16 protein-coding genes are annotated in these 16,502 nt (G+C 72.3%); 7 read left to right on the top strand and 9 right to left on the bottom strand.

From position 1 onward, the window contains the following. Positions 1 to 4: 4 nt before the first annotated feature. Positions 5 to 1,060, bottom strand: coding sequence for a MerR family transcriptional regulator (locus tag ACFWGJ_RS01315; protein WP_387320182.1), 1,056 nt, complete (start codon positions 1,058 to 1,060; stop codon positions 5 to 7). A gap of 194 nt (positions 1,061 to 1,254) precedes the next feature. Here ACFWGJ_RS01315 and ACFWGJ_RS01310 point away from each other — a divergent pair, with 194 nt between their 5' ends. From ACFWGJ_RS01310 to ACFWGJ_RS01300, 3 genes are all read left to right on the top strand, one after another. After that, the gene (locus tag ACFWGJ_RS01310) at positions 1,255 to 1,860 is read left to right on the top strand and encodes a sigma-70 family RNA polymerase sigma factor (RefSeq protein ID WP_387320160.1); all 606 of its coding nucleotides are present in this window, start codon (positions 1,255 to 1,257) and stop codon (positions 1,858 to 1,860) included. A gap of 508 nt (positions 1,861 to 2,368) precedes the next feature. Continuing rightward, positions 2,369 to 2,953 carry a sigma-70 family RNA polymerase sigma factor gene (locus ACFWGJ_RS01305; protein ID WP_107019045.1) on the top strand — a complete coding sequence of 195 codons (585 nt, stop codon included), beginning with the start codon at positions 2,369 to 2,371 and terminating at the stop codon, positions 2,951 to 2,953. Continuing rightward, positions 2,950 to 3,699, top strand: coding sequence for an anti-sigma factor domain-containing protein (locus ACFWGJ_RS01300; RefSeq protein ID WP_387320158.1), 750 nt, complete (start codon positions 2,950 to 2,952; stop codon positions 3,697 to 3,699). The genes ACFWGJ_RS01305 and ACFWGJ_RS01300 overlap by 4 nt, the downstream gene beginning before the upstream one ends. Positions 3,700 to 3,792: 93 nt before the next feature. Here ACFWGJ_RS01300 and ACFWGJ_RS01295 read toward each other — a convergent pair whose 3' ends face one another. The 5 genes from ACFWGJ_RS01295 to ACFWGJ_RS01275 all read right to left on the bottom strand — a co-directional run bounded on the left by ACFWGJ_RS01295 (position 3,793) and on the right by ACFWGJ_RS01275 (position 9,335). Further along, the gene (locus tag ACFWGJ_RS01295) at positions 3,793 to 4,599 is read right to left on the bottom strand and encodes a DUF1295 domain-containing protein (RefSeq protein WP_387320157.1); all 807 of its coding nucleotides are present in this window, start codon (positions 4,597 to 4,599) and stop codon (positions 3,793 to 3,795) included. After that, a complete protein-coding gene (locus ACFWGJ_RS01290) occupies positions 4,596 to 5,906 on the bottom strand; it encodes a class I SAM-dependent methyltransferase (protein WP_387320155.1) in 1,311 nt (436 codons plus the stop codon). The genes ACFWGJ_RS01295 and ACFWGJ_RS01290 overlap by 4 nt, the downstream gene beginning before the upstream one ends. Further along, positions 5,903 to 7,171 (bottom strand): class I SAM-dependent methyltransferase, encoded by a 1,269-nt coding sequence (locus ACFWGJ_RS01285; RefSeq protein WP_387320154.1) that lies wholly within the window; start codon positions 7,169 to 7,171, stop codon positions 5,903 to 5,905. The genes ACFWGJ_RS01290 and ACFWGJ_RS01285 overlap by 4 nt, the downstream gene beginning before the upstream one ends. Next, the gene (locus ACFWGJ_RS01280) at positions 7,168 to 7,830 is read right to left on the bottom strand and encodes a DUF1365 domain-containing protein (protein ID WP_387320181.1); all 663 of its coding nucleotides are present in this window, start codon (positions 7,828 to 7,830) and stop codon (positions 7,168 to 7,170) included. The genes ACFWGJ_RS01285 and ACFWGJ_RS01280 overlap by 4 nt, the downstream gene beginning before the upstream one ends. A gap of 167 nt (positions 7,831 to 7,997) precedes the next feature. Then, positions 7,998 to 9,335 (bottom strand): NAD(P)/FAD-dependent oxidoreductase, encoded by a 1,338-nt coding sequence (locus tag ACFWGJ_RS01275; RefSeq protein WP_387320153.1) that lies wholly within the window; start codon positions 9,333 to 9,335, stop codon positions 7,998 to 8,000. Positions 9,336 to 9,572: 237 nt separating this feature from the next. On the opposite strand from ACFWGJ_RS01275, the gene ACFWGJ_RS01270 reads away from it, so the two are divergent. From ACFWGJ_RS01270 to ACFWGJ_RS01260, 3 genes are all read left to right on the top strand, one after another. After that, a complete protein-coding gene (locus tag ACFWGJ_RS01270; RefSeq protein WP_387320152.1) occupies positions 9,573 to 10,013 on the top strand; it encodes an SPW repeat protein in 441 nt (146 codons plus the stop codon). Positions 10,014 to 10,167: 154 nt separating this feature from the next. Continuing rightward, positions 10,168 to 11,019 carry a GNAT family N-acetyltransferase gene (locus tag ACFWGJ_RS01265; RefSeq protein WP_387320151.1) on the top strand — a complete coding sequence of 284 codons (852 nt, stop codon included), beginning with the start codon at positions 10,168 to 10,170 and terminating at the stop codon, positions 11,017 to 11,019. Positions 11,020 to 11,176: 157 nt separating this feature from the next. Beyond that, the gene (locus tag ACFWGJ_RS01260) at positions 11,177 to 11,443 is read left to right on the top strand and encodes a GlsB/YeaQ/YmgE family stress response membrane protein (protein WP_387320150.1); all 267 of its coding nucleotides are present in this window, start codon (positions 11,177 to 11,179) and stop codon (positions 11,441 to 11,443) included. Between the two features lie 138 nt (positions 11,444 to 11,581). On the opposite strand, the gene ACFWGJ_RS01255 is transcribed toward ACFWGJ_RS01260, so the two are convergent. Next, a complete protein-coding gene (locus tag ACFWGJ_RS01255) occupies positions 11,582 to 12,361 on the bottom strand; it encodes a GNAT family N-acetyltransferase (protein WP_387320149.1) in 780 nt (259 codons plus the stop codon). A 236-nt stretch (positions 12,362 to 12,597) separates the two neighbouring features. Continuing rightward, complete coding sequence (locus ACFWGJ_RS01250; RefSeq protein WP_387320148.1) at positions 12,598 to 13,317, bottom strand: chaplin; 720 nt, start codon at positions 13,315 to 13,317, stop codon at positions 12,598 to 12,600. Between the two features lie 290 nt (positions 13,318 to 13,607). On the opposite strand from ACFWGJ_RS01250, the gene ACFWGJ_RS01245 reads away from it, so the two are divergent. Further along, positions 13,608 to 15,203, top strand: coding sequence for an alpha/beta hydrolase (locus ACFWGJ_RS01245; RefSeq protein WP_387320147.1), 1,596 nt, complete (start codon positions 13,608 to 13,610; stop codon positions 15,201 to 15,203). A gap of 34 nt (positions 15,204 to 15,237) precedes the next feature. On the opposite strand, the gene ACFWGJ_RS01240 is transcribed toward ACFWGJ_RS01245, so the two are convergent. Next, the gene (locus ACFWGJ_RS01240; RefSeq protein WP_387320146.1) at positions 15,238 to 16,500 is read right to left on the bottom strand and encodes an arginine deiminase; all 1,263 of its coding nucleotides are present in this window, start codon (positions 16,498 to 16,500) and stop codon (positions 15,238 to 15,240) included. Positions 16,501 to 16,502: the final 2 nt, after the last annotated feature.

Raw genomic sequence — 16,502 nt, 5'->3', positions numbered from 1 at the left:
CGTGTCAGCCCACCGGCGTGCCGCTCTCGAAGCGGGCCTTGAGGACGGTCAGGGCCTCGTTCAGGCCCGGCGGGCGCAGCATGCCCTGGGCGGACCTGCCCGCCCAGCCCGGGCCGCCGAGCACGACCATCGGATGGCTGCGGGCCCCGCGCACACCCCACTGCGTGGCGGCGAGGTGCCGGGCCAGGGGCAGGCTCGCCGTCGAACGGGCCTGGGCCCACAGGACGACGGCCGCGGGCCCGAGACGCCGTACCGCCGCGGTGAGTGCCTCCGCCGGCACCGCGGCGCCGAACATCCTGGTGGGCAGGCCGTGTTCGGTGAGCCCGGCGTTGAGCGCCTCCAGGGGCAGGGTGTGCTGTTCACCGGGTACGCAGGCGAGGACCACGGGCCCCGGCGCGCCGTCCGGTACGGCGGTGCGCGCCACCGGCGTGACCCGGCGGAGCACGGTGGAGATGTGCCAGGACAGCATGTGTTCGACCTCGACGTAGCGGTCGCCGGACGACGCCCATTTGCGGCCGACGGCGTGCAGGGTCGGCACCATCACCTCCTCCCAGGCGACGGCGAGACCGTACCGCTGGACGGCCGAGGTCAGCTGGCCGTCCACGGCCGGGGCGTCGAGACGGACGGCCGCCCTGGCCAGTCCGCGGCACTCCTGGCGCACATCGCCGAGGGGCAGGCCGGCCGCCGCCTGCGAGCGCCGGCCGCTGCCGGACCGCAGGTCGTCGGTGAGGAACGCCGCCGAGGAGGCGGTGAGGGACTCCGCCGAGGAGAGGGGCGGGGACGCGGCCGAGTGCGGCAGGCCCTGCGCCTCCGGGGCCGCCCGGCGCTCGTGGACCACCGCTCCGGCGGCTGCCTCCCGGGCGGCGCGTGCCGCCTCGGCGGGTGGCACTCCGGCCGAGGTGAGCCGGCACATCGCCTCAAGCACGGCCACGTCCTGGGGTGTCCAGCGGCGGTGCCGTCCGTCGGCGCGGACCGCGGGACCCAGTCCGTACCGGCGGTCCCACGAGCGCAGCGTGGTGGGCGACACCCCGAGCCGGCGGGCGAGGCCCCCGGTCGTCATCCCCGTACCGCCCGCCGCGGTCTCCGTCTCATCGGGCTCCGGGGGACCCGGCTCGCCGGTCGGTTCATCCATGGAGCGACTATACGACGCAGAATCGACGCGGTTTGAAGCCTTCGCCCGTTCGCTCCCAGGATGACCGCACCGGGCCGCCCCGCGGCCGGGACGCCGACGTCCGAGGCGAGGAGCCGTGAGCCATGACCGGACAACCGATGCCCGCGCAGCTGTCCGCGCCCCGGCGGGTGCTGCTGGAGGAACCGCTCACCGACGAAGAGGTGGCGCAGGGCCTGGTGCGCGGCGACGAGGCCTGTCTCGCCGCCGCCCATGACAGGTGGTCGCCCCTGGTGCACACGCTCGCGCGGCGGGCGCTGGGCGACGACAGGGAGGCCGAGGACGTCACCCAGCAGGTGTTCCTGGGCATGTGGCGCGGGCGCCACGGCTACCGGCCCGAGCGCGGCGCGATCGCCGGCTGGATCGTCGGCATCACCAAGCGCAAGATCGCCGACGCGCTCGCGGCCCGGACGCGCCGCGCCGAGCTGGTCGCCTCGGCGGGGGCCGTCCTGGCGCTCGCCGATCCGGTGGCGGCGCGGCCCGAGGCCGTGCTCGACCGGGTGCTGGTGGGACGGGAGATGGCGAAACTGCCCACCTCCCAGCAGCGGGTCCTGCGTCTCGCCTTCTACGAGGACCTGACCCAGACCCAGATCGCCCGGCGCACCGGTCTGCCGCTGGGGACCGTCAAGAGCCATGCCCGCCGTGGACTGCACCAGCTGAAGCACGGACTGCGCCGCGAGGCGAGCGGCTGACACGACGGGGATCGAACGGGTACACGCCTCTTGTGATCCAGTTCGACGCAAAAACGATGCATGTTTTTCTGTGCCACCACAAAACGGACCAACTGCGCTTCACTTCGTGTCGTTTCCCTTTCGATGCATGCCTCTTTCGCTTCGGAACGGACCGACGTCCCTCCGGCGCATCCGTCTGCCACGCACCGCCGGAAGAACTGAGGACAAGGGGCGGCACGACCCGGCACCTCGGGCCGCCGACACGGACAGCCGTGGCTCCGCTCCTTCGGACCCTCCTCCCGGGGCAGTCGGCTGTCCCGGGAGGAGAGGCCGCCTCGGCGTTCGGCCCGCCGGAGCGGCCCAGCAGTCCGGGGCCCCGTCCCAGACCGATGACGGCGCCCCGGACTCGGGCTTCGGCCGACGCGTCCCGGCGGACGGGCGGACAGAGAGATCCACCGCCGACCAATCCGCCGGTCCCCCGGCAACGGATTCCAGCCGTACGAAGCTCGCCCCCCGGAGGAACCCTCTCGTGAAAGAAGCCGTGCACATCGGCAAGAACCCCTCGGCCGAACCGGATCTGCAGGAGCTGATGGGCAGTGTCGCCCTCGGTGACCAGCAGGCCTTCGCCGGGCTCTACGACGTCGTGGCGGGTCCCGTCATCGGCGTCGTGCGCGGCGTGCTGCGCGATCAGGCGCAGTCGGAGGAAGTGGCCCAGGAAGTACTGGTGGAGGTGTGGCGGTCCGCCGCCCGCTACCGGAGCGAACGCGGTTCGGTGATCAACTGGGTGCTCACCCTCGCCCATCAGCGTGCCGTCGACCGGGTCCGCTCGGTCGAGGCCTCCGCCGCACGTGAGCACAGGGCGGCCCTGCTCGACCACGCTCCCGAGTACGACGAGGTGACGGAACAGGTGGAAGCCCGGCTGGAACGCGAACAGGTGCGCCGCTGTCTGCGCACACTGACGGAACTGCAGCGTCAGTCGGTGACGCTCGCGTACTACCGCGGCATGACGTACCGCGAGGTCGCCGAGTCGCTGGCACTGCCGCTCGGCACGGTCAAGACCCGGCTGCGCGACGGCCTGATCCGGATGCGCGACTGCCTGGGGGTGACCGCATGAGCACGGTCGACCTGCACACCCTGACGGGCGCGTACGCACTGCACGCGCTCTCGGACGAGGAGCGTGGCGAGTTCGAACGGCACGCCGCGGACTGCGAGGCCTGCACGCAGGAGGCCCTCGAACTGAGTGAGACCGCGGCCCGGCTCGGTCTGGCGGTCTCCGCCTCCTCGTCCGCCGCTCTCAAGAGCAAGGTCATGCGGCGGATCACGACGGTCCGCCAGGACAGCCCGCGCGTCGTGCCCCTGACCCGGCCCCCGGGCGGTGGCCGGGCCCGCCGGCTCTCCCGGTGGGCGCTCGCCGCCTGTGTGGCCGGGGTGGCCGCGTTCGGCGGCACGACCGTGTGGCAGTACGACCGGGCGCAGGACGCGAACGAGCAGGCACGGCAGTCGGAGCGGCGTACGGACGCGATCGCGTCCGTGCTGACCGCCTCCGACGCGAGGACGAGCAGCGCCGAACTCGCGGACGGGGCCCGCGGCACGGTCGTGGTCTCCAAGAGCCGTGACGAGGCGGTCTTCATCGCCTCGGGCATGGCGGCCCCGCCGAGCGGCAAGGTCTATCAGCTGTGGTTCAACGACGGGGGCACCATGCGCTCCGCCGGGCTGATGGACTCCCACCGGACGGCCGAGGCGGTCCTCCTGGAGGGGGCCGTGGACAAGGCGTCCGGGATGGGCATCACCGTCGAACCGGCCGGCGGCTCGGCCGCACCGACCTCGGACCCCATCGCCCTGATGACGTTCCCCGCCTGACCCCCCGAACCGACTGTGCCGTTCCTTCCCCGGCGGGGGAGGGAACGGCACAGTCAGTCGTGGGCTGATCCTCTGGAAGGCATCAGGAGGACATCAGCCGCGCTTCTTCGGCGGTCGCGGGAAGAATCCGCTGGTCCTCTCCTGGTACTCGGCGAATCCAGGACGCTCGGACATGTGCCGCTCCAGCATCGGCTTCCCGCTGCCGTTGATGAGCAGGAAACTCATCACGAGCGGGGACACCGCGGTCACCGCGGCGGCCACGCCCGAGTCGCAGGCCAGGAGGAACAAGCCCCACCACACACAGAAGTCACCGAAGTAGTTGGGGTGCCTGGTCCAGCTCCACAGACCGCGGTCCATGATCTTTCCCCGGTTCGCGGGATCGGCCTTGAAGCGGGCGAGCTGGAAGTCGCCGACCGTCTCGAAGAACATCCCGAGCGCCCACAGCGCGACACCGGCCCACACGAACGCGCTCAGGGAGCCGGACACGTACTGCGCGGCCTGCACCGGCAGCGACACCAGCCAGACCAGGGCGCCCTGCAGCAGGTAGACCATGCGCAGCGCGTAGACATTGCGGTTGCCGGGTGCCTTGGCGAGCATCGCGTCGTAGCGCGGGTCCTCGCCGTGGCCCCGGCCGCGCCACGCGATGTGCCCGGCGAGGCGCAGCCCCCACACGGCGGTCAGTACGGTGACCAGGAGGCGTCGCCCGTCGTTCCCCTCACCGCCGGACGCGAGGAACGACACGAGGGCGACGGCGGTGAAGCCGAGCCCCCAGGCCACGTCCACCACGCGGTGCATGCCCTTGCGGACGGCGACGGCGAAGGTGACGAGCATGACGGTCAGCGCGGCGCCGGCCGCGAAGGCGAGGTTCTGGGCGAAGGCCGCCCAGGGGAACCCGTTCATCGTGCCTCCAGGGCCGTGTACCAGGAGCGTTGCGAGGGCGGCATTCCGCTGTCCCCGCCCGGCGCGGGCCGGGTGCTGAGGATCTGGTCGACCCCCATGCGCCCCTCCTCGAACGCGAGGGCGGCGCCGACCATGTACAGCCGCCACACACGGGCGGTCTCCCGGCCGACGAGGCGGACGAACGCGTCCCAGTTGTCCTCAAGCGTGCGGTGCCAGCCCTCGATCGTGCGGACGTAGTGCTCGCGCATCGACTCCACGGACCGCACTTCGAGCCCGGCGTCCTCCAGCAGCCCGACCGTCTGTCCCATGGGTCTCATGTGCATGTCGGGCGCGATGTACGCCTCGATGAACTCGCCGCCGCCCGGGGCGTTGCTGCCGCGCGACATCTGCTGGACGAGGACACGGCCGCGCGGTCGCACCATGCGGTGCAGGGCGGCGGCGAACGCCGGGTACTCGGCGTCCCCCACGTGCTCGCCCATCTCGACCGTGGCGACCGCGTCGTAGGCGCCGCCCGTGATGTCGCGGTAGTCCTGGCACACCACGTCGACCTGGTGCTCCAGACCGCGCTCGCGGACCTGCTCGCGGATGTACGCGGCCTGTTCGCGGGCCAGGGTGACGGCGGTGACCTGCGCCTTGTGCTGCTCGGCCGCGTACAGGGTGAGGGAGCCCCAGCCGCAGCCGATGTCGAGCAGCCGGGCGCCCGGGACGAGATCGAGTTTGCGGCAGATCAGTTCCAGCTTGGCCCGCTGCGCGTCGGCGTCCGTGAACTCGGGATCATCGCTGGTCCAGTAGCCGCACGAGTACGCCATGGTCTCGTCGAGGAGCAGCCGGTAGAAGTCGTTCGACAGGTCGTAGTGGTGGCTGATGGCGGCCCGGTCGCGGGCCTTGCTGTGCAGTCCGCCCCGCAGGCGTGCCTGGGAGGCGGGGGTGGCGGGGCGCGGGCCGACGGCTCCCAGCCGCACGGCGGTCCCGGCCGCCCTGACCAGGTCGGCCGGGGTGAACCGGGGAGCGTCCGCGCCCCGTTCGCGTGCGGCTGCCCACATGAGCCGCAGCCCCTGGGCGAGGTCGCCCTCGACGTCGAGTTCGCCGGTGACGTAGGCCTGGGCGAGGCCCAGTTCGCCGGGCTGCCACAACAGTCTGCGCAGGGCGCGCCGGGAACGTACGACGATTACGGGGGCTCCGGCGGGGCCGGTCTCGCTGCCGTCCCAGGCGCGCAGCCGGACCGGGAGACGGCCGCCGAGCGCGTCCTCGGCCAGCGCGGCGAGCCGGTGGGCGGCCCCGGGTCGGGCGGGGCGGGCGGTACTCATCGGGACGGGTTCTCCTTCGTGAACAGGAAGTGCTGGACGTCGAGGTAGCCGGAGCGGAATCCCGCTTCCGAGTACGACAGGTAGAAGGTCCACATCCGGCGGAAGGTCTCGTCGAAGCCGAGGGCGTCGACCTCGTCGGCGCGTTCGGTGAAGCGTTCGCGCCACAGGCGGAGGGTCTCCGCGTAGTGCGCGCCGTGCGCGTCGCGCCGTGTGACGGCCAGCTGCGTGTGGTCGCGGACGGTCTCCTCCACGGCCTCGACGGAGGGCACCTGGCCGCCGGGGAAGATGTACTTCTGGATCCAGGTGAAGGTGTGCCGGGCGGCCAGCATCCGCTCGTGCGGCATGGTGATGGCCTGCAGTGCGGCGCGTCCGCCGGGGGCCAGCCGGGCGTCGATCGTACGGAAGTAGACGGGCCAGAACTCGACGCCGACCGCCTCGATCATCTCGACGCTCAGCACGGCGTCGTACGTCCCCGTGGCCTCGCGGTAGTCGCACAGCTCGACCGACACCCGGTCGGCGTGCCCGGCCTCGCGGATGCGCTCGCGGGCCAGGTCGCGCTGTTCGCTGGAGAGGGTGAGGGACGTGACGTGGGCGCCGCGGGCGGCGGCGCGCAGGGCCAGTTCGCCCCAGCCGGTGCCGATCTCAAGGAGCCGGGTGCCCTCGCCGACCTCGGCCAGGTCGAGCAGCCGGTCGATCTTGCGGTGCTGTGCCGTGGCCAGGAGCGGCCAGGTGGCGGGGAAGCCCCGGAAGAGGGCCGCCGAGTAGCTGAGGGTGTCGTCCAGGAAGAGCGCGAACAGCTCGTTGGACAGGTCGTAGTGGCGGCTGATGTTGTCGCGGGCGCCGCCGGGTGTGTTGCGCTGGGCGCCCGGCTGCTTGGGGGCCCACAGTCCGCGCAGTTTCTGGAGCGGCGCCGGAATCAGCTCCGCCAGGCTGCCGGCGAGCACGGTGAGGGCGGCGACCAGGTCCGGCGCGTCCCACTCCCCCGCCATGTAGGACTCGCCGAAGCCGATCAGTCCCTGGGTGCCGACACGGCGGTGGAACGCTTCCGGGTCGTGGATCTCGACGAGCGGTCCGCCCAGGCCCAGCTGGGTACCGTCGGGGAACCGTACGCGCAGCGGCAGGCGTTCGAGCGCCCGGCTCACCAGGGCCCGGGTGAGAGCGGTCCGGGCGCGCGAGGCGTCCGGCCGGTCGACCACGTCCGGCCAGAGCTCGGGGTTCACGTCCATACGCCGTCCGGCGATGGAGCCGGGCTCTGCTGTCCTCATTCGGCACTCTCCTGGGATCGATGACGGGGGCGGGGCTGGACGGGCAGTCCCCGCAGGAAAAGACGTATGCCGTGGATACGGATGGCGGCCGAGACGGCCGCGGTGGACCACGGGTGGCGCAGGGCCTCGCGCACCAGCGCGCCCCGGGTGACGGGGCGGCGGGCGCCGTGGACGGTCGCGGTGAACGGCCGGCCGCCCTCGCGCTCCAGCCGCACGTTCAGGTCGAGGCGGTCGCCCGGCGCGGGCAGGCGCATGCGGTAGGCGCCGTCGACGGGGAAGAACGGCGAGACGTAGAACTCCTTGTCGGTGCGCGCCACGCCGGCCTCGTCCGGGGTCAGCAGATAGCTGTGCCGCTCCCCGTAGGTGTTGTGGACCTCGGCGACGACACAGTGCAGTTCGCCCTGGGGGTCGTGGCACCAGTAGAGGCTGAGCGGGTTGAAGACGTACCCCAGTACGCGGGCGTGGGCGAGCATCAGCACGGGCCCGCCGTCGAGGTGGACGCCGCGCGAGGCGAGGAAGCGGTCCAGGCCCGCGCGGATCGTCGCCGCACCGCCGCCGAAGTGGTCGCGGGTGTCGAACCTGGCCAACGGACGCAGATACCACGGCAGTTCGGGCGGCCGGTCGGGGTCGATGAGCCACAGATAGGTGCGGTGGCGCATGGAGTACCGGGTCGGGGCCGTGCGGACGTGGGTCACCGTGCACGGGTAGAGGGCGGGCGTGACCGTGCCCGGGCGGGCGGCGGATATGCCGGTCCGCGGGGCGGGTGTGCCGGCGTCGGGGTGCGGGGCGGGTGTGCCGGTTCCGGGGCGCGGGGCGGGTGTGGGGGTCACCAGGTCACCCCCAGCGCCTCGGCCGCCGTCACGCCGGAGCGGCAGCCGTCCTCGTGGAAACCCCAGCCGTGATAGGCGCCGGCGTACGCGGTGACGGCGGTGTTCAGCGCGGGCAGCCGCCGCTGGGCGGCCACCGACTCGGGGGTGTAGACGGGGTGTTCGTACACCATGCGGGCGAGGACCTGGTCCGGGTCGACGCGGTCGAGACCGCCCAGGGTGACGACGTACGTCTCCGGTGCGTCGAGGCGCTGGAGCCGACTCATGTCGTAGCTGACCCTGACCCGGTCGGCGCCCGCGGCGCACGACGGCATCAGGTAGTTCCACGATGCGCGCGCCCCACGGGCGCGCGGCAGCGGTGAGGTGTCGGTGTGCAGGAGGGTGGTGTTGCGGGAGTAGCGGAACGCGCCGAGCACCTCCCGCTCCTCGTCGGTGGGGTCGGCCAGCAGACGCAGGGCCTGGTCGGGATGGACGGCCAGCACCACCGAGTCGTACGTGCCGGTGGTGCCGCCCTCGGCGGTGATCTCGACCCGGTCGGCGTACCGGCGGACCGCGCGGACCGGGGTCGAGGTGTGCACCGCGTCGATGTGCTTGGCGACCCGGTCGACGTATGCGCGCGAGCCGCCGGTCACGGTGCGCCAGGCCGGCGAGCCGCCGATGGACAGCAGTCCGTGGTTCGCCAGGAACCGGAACAGATAGGCGGCCGGATAACGCTGGGCCGTCTCGGCGTCGCAGGACCACACCGCGGACACCACGGGCGTCATGAAGTGCGCGACGAAGTAGGCCGAGAAGCGGTGCCGGGCCAGGAACTCGCCCAGGGTGAGGGTGTCGCCCTCTCCCCCGGCGTCCTCGTCCGCGGCTGCCCGGGCGAGCAGCCGCCGCGCGGCCCGGTGGAAGCGCGGCACCTCGGCGAGCATGCGCAGGTACGGGCCGCGCAGGGCGTTGCGGGGCTGGGCGAAGAGTCCCGCGGGACCGAGCGCGCCCGCGTATTCGAGACCGCAGCCGTCGCAGCGTACGGACATGCTCATCTCCGACTCCTGCGTGGTGACGCCGAGTTCGGAGAAGAGCCGGAGCAGGTTCGGGTAGGTGCGGCGGTTGTGCACGATGAAGCCGGAGTCGACCCGGTGCACCCGGCCGTCCGACGAGGTCAGCTCATGGGTGTGGGCGTGTCCGCCGAGCCGCTCGTCCGCCTCGTACAGGGACACCCGGCGCGTACGTCCGAGGATGTACGCGGCGGTGAGCCCGGCGACGCCCGAGCCGACGACGGCCGTACGGTGGGTCCGCCCCGGTATGTCCTCCCCGTCCCCCGCCGTGGCGTCCTGTGCCGCTGCTGCCATCGTGCTTCCTCCCAGCCGTCTCCACTCGGAGCCGTCGTGGGTATTCCGGAGCTGCGGCCGCCATGGATTGGCCCGTTGGCCTGCGGATATATCTGCCGCCGGGCAGCCTGCAGATATATCCCCGCACCTCTACACATAAGGGACGAATAAGCGCAGACTGGACGCAAGCGGCGTCCACCGCGGACCGCGCGGCCGCGACAGGGCCCGCAGAGGCAGCGGAGACAAAGGAGTCGAGTCATGGCCAACGTCTCGAACACCAGAGGTGACATCACCCGTCACCCCGATGTGCCCGAGATGCGGGATCGCTACGCCCGCATGCTCGGTGGTCGCGATGTGGCGCTCGTGGACGGACCGGTGTTCCTGCTCGGTCTGTACTGCGCCGCTTCCCCGTGGATCCTCCACTACACGACGAGCCAGCCGGCCATGGTGACGCACAACCTCATCATGGGCATCGCCATCGGCCTGCTGGCTCTGGGATTCACCGTCAACCCCGCACGGATGTACGGCCTGAGCTGGGCCATGTGTGCCATGGGTGTGTGGATGATCGTCGCGCCCTGGATCGTGGGGAGCAGCCCCGACGCGGGTGTGGTGCTCAACAACATCGTCATCGGCGTGCTGGCCGTGGTGATGGGGGTCCTGTGCGCGACCGCCGCGGCGAAGAGCTCACCGCAGACCTAGAGGACGGGACGGACGAGGACGGTCGGCCGGTCCGCGCGCCCGGCGCCGCGGACCGGCTGACGCACGACTTTCGACTCACGACTTTCGACTCACGCCCCTCGCCGCGTCTGCGATCAGTGCCCGGGGACCATGGGCGGCGGTCGGATCGGCGTCGGTGAGCGCGTCCCGGAACTTCTCCGGCGTACTGGACCGGCGTGCCCGCATCGGGCCGCCGGTCGTGGTCGACTTCGCCGACGCACACCTGGGCAACCCGGCGCTCGACCGTCTGCGCCCGTGCTCCTTCCCGCCCGAGCCGGTGCGCGCGAGCGCCGCGCGCCCGGGCCGTGGCGCGGGGTACCCCGCGCGGCCGCTCGCGACCCGCACCTCGCACGACCGGGCACACCAAGGCGAAACGGGCGTGAGCCACGCGCCCTTGGCGGCCGGCCCGTGCGCGGGGCAGGATCACCCCATGGACAGTCCGCTGACACTCGACGCCCCCTCGCAACTGCTCCTTGAAGGGGAGGGAGTTCACCTGCGCGAATGGTCCGAGGACGACCTGGACGCGCTGATCGCACTGTACGACGACCCCGAGATCGCCCGCTGGACGCCGGTGGCCTCACCGTTCGACCCGCCCGCCGCGCTGGTCTATCTCGCCGAGGCGCAGGAGGCCCGGGCGCAGGGACGCAAGCTGCAGCTCGCGATCACCACGGACGGTGGTCTGCCACGGGGCGAGGTACTGCTGTTCCCCAGCAAGGCCGACGAGCGGGACGCCGAGATCGCGTACGGCGTCGCCGCCGCCCACCGCGGTCGGGGCCTGGCCTCCCGGGCCGTCCGGCTGCTCTCCTCCTACGCCCTGGAGCACACGGGCGCCCGCCGCGTGGTGCTGTGCATCGAGGAGGCCAACACGGCGAGTGCGGCCGTCGCCCTGCGCGCCGGATTCGTCCTCACCGACGACGAGCCCGTCCTACGGATGTCCCGCGGACGCGAGATCGCGTTGCGGACATGGAGTCTCACCAGCACTCCTTGAACGCCCGCGCCCGGCCGCCCGCGCACGGGGGACATACGGAGGTTCGGCTCATCGGCGGACGGGCCGGCCAGATGGGCAACGACTCGGACTGCACTCGGTTCCAGGGGGCATCCCTCTATGTAAGGAGTACGACGAACAGGGGCGAAGAGGGGCTGCAATGGAGATCTCGGGCATCATCAGTGCCATCGTGATCGGCATTGTCATCGGCGTGCTGGGGCGGCTCGTGGTTCCGGGCCGTCAGCGCATCGGCATCCTGTGGACGATCGCGGTGGGCATCGTGGCCGCGCTCATCGGCACGGTGCTCGCGAACGTGTTCGACGTGGGCGACACCGACGGGGTGGACTGGATCGAGTGGCTGATTCAGATCGGTCTCGCGGCGATCGGCGTCGCGGCGCTGGACCGCTCGAAGGCGCGCCGCCGCTGACGGAAGCGCTCACGGAAGCGGCCACGGATCCGGACCACGGGTGCGGACCGCTGGTACGGACCGCTGGTACGGACCGCGACGGCGGTCCGCACGCCGTCCGGTCCCCTTTACCGCGCGTTCACGGCTCCTGGCGTGGGGTCACGGCGCCGCGTGGACGTACGGGACGGTCGTGGTGAGCGGGGCGAAACCCAGCCGCTGGAGAATGGGGCGGCTCTGGTCGGAGGCGTCGACCTGGAGGTAGGGGTAGCCGCGCTCGGCGGCGATCCGGGCGCGGTGCACGATCAGCGCACGGTAGATGCCGCGGCCCCGCCAGGCCTCGACGGTGCCGCCGCCCCACAGGCCCGCGAACCGCGTGCCGGGGACGAGTTCCATCCGGGCCGAGCTGACCGGGACCTCACCGGCGAGGGCCACGACCGCTACGACGGTGTCCGGGGCCTCGTCGAGCAGGGCGAGCAGCTGGTGGCGCAGCGCGGTGCCGGGTGTGCCGAAGGCCTGCTCGTGGACGTCGACCATGAGGTCGACCCCGGCGGCGTCGGTGACGGTCCGCAGTGCGACGCCCGGCGGTGGTTCGGCGTCGAGATCCAGTTCCCCGGCCTCGATGATCATCAGGGTCTCCGCCGGTTCGGGGGTGAACCCGGCGGCCAGCAGGCGCTGCCCCAGGTCCCGCGGCCGGTCGTGCCCGTACAGCTTCCACTCGAACTCGCGGCCGAGCTGTGCGAAGTGGCGGCGCTGCTCGGTGATGGCCGCGTCCGCGTCGGCCTCCGTGAGGTCCGACCAGAGCACTCCGTTCCAGCCCCGCTCCGATCCCACGTGCCGGACCACCCCGCCCACGCGCTCCACGACGGAGCCGGGGCCGAAGGGGCGCGCGTTCTCACGCATGTCCCGGTCGAACAGTGCCAGTACCGCCGTGTGATCCATCCCGCCACTCCACCACCCGCGGACCGGCCGGGCAACGGAGTTTCGGGGCCGCCGGGCCGGAGGAGGGCGGGCTGGTGGTGCGTGTGGCGCCTGGTCTTCGAGACCGCCCGGAGTGGATGTTCCCTCGTCGGGACAAGGTCCCGTAGCGGCGAGTCCTCAGGGCACCTGCCAGCCGGCTCTGCACGGAGCGCGGGTCCGGGCTCGTGCCCGGACCCGTGCGTGCCGGCGCCATCAGGTCAGTGCTCGTCCCGGCGCCCCGACCGCTGTGCGGCGGGCCGGAAGCGGCGGTGCAGCGCGACTCCGCCCAGCAGCAGCGCGGCGCTCGCTGCGGCCGTCGGGCCCAGCAGGTCGGTGCCGGTCTGGGCGAGGGCGGCCCGGGGGACGGCCTGCGGCAGGATCTGCGGCCCCTCGGCCTCCACCGGGTCGGCGGGGTCGTCGGGGTCGGCCGGGTCCACGGGCGGCTCCGACGGCTGGGCCGGCTTCGGACCGGACGGCGTGTCCGGGAGCTGCGGACCCTGGCCCGAGGTGTTCGTGGATTCGTTGCCGACGGCGGGGTTGCCGATGCCGACCACGCTCACGGAGTTGCCGGTGACGTTCACGGGGAGCTGGACCGGGAGGTGCACGCCGTTGCCGGAGATCAGGCCGGGCGAGTCCTTCTCGGCACCCTCGGCGACCGCTCCGGCGGAGCCGCCGTGGCGGCCTCCCTCGCCGTCGCCGCCTTCGTTGGCACAGCTGTTGCCGGCTGCGGGGTTGAGGAGCCCGACCACGTTGACGGTGTTCCCGCACGCGTTCACCGGCACGTCCACCGGGAGCTGGATGGTGTTGCCGGAGATCACCCCGGGCGAGTGGGCCGTGCCGCCGTCGGCCGCGGAGTCCGCGTACGCCGGCATGGTCACGGCCACGGCGCCGGAGGCGGCGGCCACGATGATCAAACCACTTCGGGCAACCCGTTTCATAGGTTCCCTGCCTTCCAGGACATGATCGCGAGCAGGCGCCCGCACCGTTTAAACGCGGGCAAACCACGCAGGTTATGGCTGATCCGGCAAACGCCCCCTTCGAGCAGACGACCGAACGCGGCCGGGCGCGGCCGACCGGACAGCGGCTGAGCGGGCGCCGGCCGGGTGGGGCGGCGCAGGATAAGGCCTGCTCCGGCGCCCCGCTCGCGGAGAGGCGTGGCCGCGGGTGCCGCCTTATCGTGATCGAGGGGGAGATCCCGGCCGTGGGCCGGGGCGTCCCGGGAGGCCTGATGCTGTCAACGCGCCAACGCCGTGCCTTCACCTGTGCCATGACGCTGGCCCTGCTGGGAGCAGGGCTGCCGTCGGTGGCCGCGGCCGCCGACGACCGACCCGACCTGTCCCGCTTCCACGACCAGACGATCAAGTGGTCGGCCTGTCCGGGCGACGGACTGCCCGACGGCCTGCAGTGCGGGAAGGTGACCGTCCCCGTCGACTACGCGAACCCCGCCGACGGCACGCTCGACCTGGCCATGGCCAGATTCCGGGCGACCGGCGAGTCCAGAGGGTCGGTGCTGCTGAACTTCGGCGGCCCCGGCGGCCCGGGGGTCGGCGAACTCGCCGACGGCGGGAAGGACTTCTTGGGTCTCACGAACGGCTACGACGTGGTGACCTTCGATCCGCGCGGCGTCGGCCGGAGCTCGCCGGTCAGCTGCGGCGAGGGCACGGACGACGCAGCGCAGGCCCCCGACCCCGACGCGGAGACCGGGACGGAGGCGGACGGGAGCGAGGATCCGCGGGCCGCTCTCGAAGTGCTGCGCAGGCTCGCCGCGGACTGCGCCGAGCACTCGGGCCCCGTGCTGGGACACATCGGCACCGTCGACGCCTCGCGCGACCTCGACGTCATGCGCGCGGCCCTCGGCGACAAGAAGCTCAACTACCTCGGCTTCTCGTACGGGACGCGGCTGGGCGCGGTGTACGCGGCGCAGTTCCCGGACAGGACCGGCCGTATGGTCCTCGACGGCGTGGACACCCTCACCGAGCCGCTGAGCGAGCAGGGCATCACCGGCGCCCAGGGCCAGCAGACCGCCCTGGAGGACTTCCTCGACTGGTGCACCGAGGACGTCAACTGCGCCTTCGGCCAGGACCCGCGCTCGGCCCGGGAGGAGGTGCTGCGGCTGATCGGCTCGCTGGACGCGGACCCGGTGCCGTCGGACTTCGGCATACCGTTCTCCGGCCAGGACCTGGTGGGGGCCATAGGACAGGCCCTCTACAGCAAGGAGCTGTGGCCGGCCCTGTCGCACGCGCTCACCTCGCTGGTCCAGGACGGCGACACACGGGGCATCATGGGGTTCTTCGTAGGCGGCAGCTCGCGCCCCGGTGGGGGCGTCCCCCGCGAGGACTTCCCCCGTGAGGACGGCTCTCTCGTCGACGAGGGAGAGATCCCGCTCGACAACCTCCCGGCCGCGCTCATGGCCGTCAACTGCGCCGACGATCCCGACCGGCCCACCGCCGACCAGGTCGTCGGGAACCTCGACCGGCTGCGTGCCGCGTACGAGCAGGCGTCACCGGTCTTCGGCCGGTACCGGCTCGCCCAGGCACTGATGTGCTACGGCCGCCCGAAGGGAACCTCGTACATCCGCGACGAGGTACGGGACGTCGACACCCCGAAGATGCTCCTCGTCGGCACCCGCGGCGACCCCGCCACGCCGTACCGCTGGACCACCGAGACGGCGGACCGGCTCGGCCCGTCGGCCGTCGTCCTCGACAACAAGGGCGAGGGCCACACCGGTTACTCCTCCTCGAAGTGCGTGCACCGGAAGATCGACGACTTCCTGCTGTACGGGCGGCTGCCGGCCGACGGCAGTTCGTGCGGCGCCGAGGAGTGAGCCACGTACCACGCGCGGGAAGCGGGCGGCCGGTTCAGAAGTCGACCGGGTCGCGCACGATCGGGCACGTCATGCAGTGCCCGCCGCCCCTGCCCCGCCCCAGCTCGGCGCCGACGATGGTGATGACCTCGACGCCCGCCTCGCGCAGCAGGGCGTTGGTCTGGGTGTTGCGGTCGTAGGTGAACACCACGCCGGGTTCCAGCGCGACGGCGTTGTTGCCGCTGTCCCACTGCTGGCGCTCCGAGGCGTAGACGTCGCCGCCCGTCTCCACGACCCGCAGGGCGGGGAAGCCGAGGGCCTTGGCCACGACGTCCACGAAGGGACGGGAGCCCTCGTCGGTGAGTTCGACGCCGGGCGCCTTGTCGGAGGGCCGCAGGGAGAAGGTGTGGACCTTGTCCATGATGGTCGGGTACAGGGTCACGAGGTCGCGGTCGGCGAAGGTGAACACGGTGTCGAGGTGCATCGCGGACCGCAGTTTGGGCATGCCCGCGACGATCACGTGCTCGGCGGCCCCGTTGGCGAACAGGGCCGCCGCGACCTGGGTGATGGCCTGGCGTGAGGTGCGCTCGCTCATGCCCATGAGGACCACGCCGTTGCCGACGGGCATGATGTCGCCGCCCTCGAACGTGGCCTGCCCCCAGTCGAGTTCGGGATCCCCCCACCACACCGTGGAACCCCGGTAGTCCGGGTGGAAGGTGTAGATCGCCTTCATGAGGAGCGTCTCGTCGTGCCGGGCGGGCCAGTACAGCGGGTTGAAGGTGAGGCCGCCGTAGAGCCAGCAGGTCGTGTCCCGGGTGTAGAGGGTGTTCGGCAGCGGCGGCATCAAGTACTCCCGTACGCCGGTCGATTCGCGCGCCAGGGAGACGTAACCGTCACGGAACTCGTCGGGCAGGTCGGCGGTGGACAGGCCGCCGATCAGGTACTCGGCGAGCCCGCGGGGCTCAAGCGACTCCAGGAAGGCGCGGGTGTCGTCGAGGAGTCCGAGGCCGACCTCGTTCGCGGTGATCTTGCGGTCGAGCAGCCAGGAGCGGGCCTGCGGGTCGGCCATGGTCTGCGCGAGCAGGTCGTGCAGTTCGACGACGTCGACGTCCCGTTCGCGCATCCTGGCGACGAAGTCCGCGTGGTCGCGCTGGGCGTTCTCCACCCACATGACGTCGTCGAAGAGCAGGTCGTCGGAGTTGGTGGGGGTGAGTCTGCGGTGGGCGAGGCCGGGTGCGCAGACCAGTACCTTGCGCAGCTTGCCGACCTCGGAGTGGACGCCGTACGCGGGCCGGGTCGGGGTGTCCTGTGGGGTCACGG

This window comes from Streptomyces sp. NPDC060205 (assembly GCF_042728395.1).
Taxonomy (GTDB): domain Bacteria; phylum Actinomycetota; class Actinomycetes; order Streptomycetales; family Streptomycetaceae; genus Streptomyces.
This window is presented reverse-complemented; position numbering and strand designations above follow the sequence as displayed.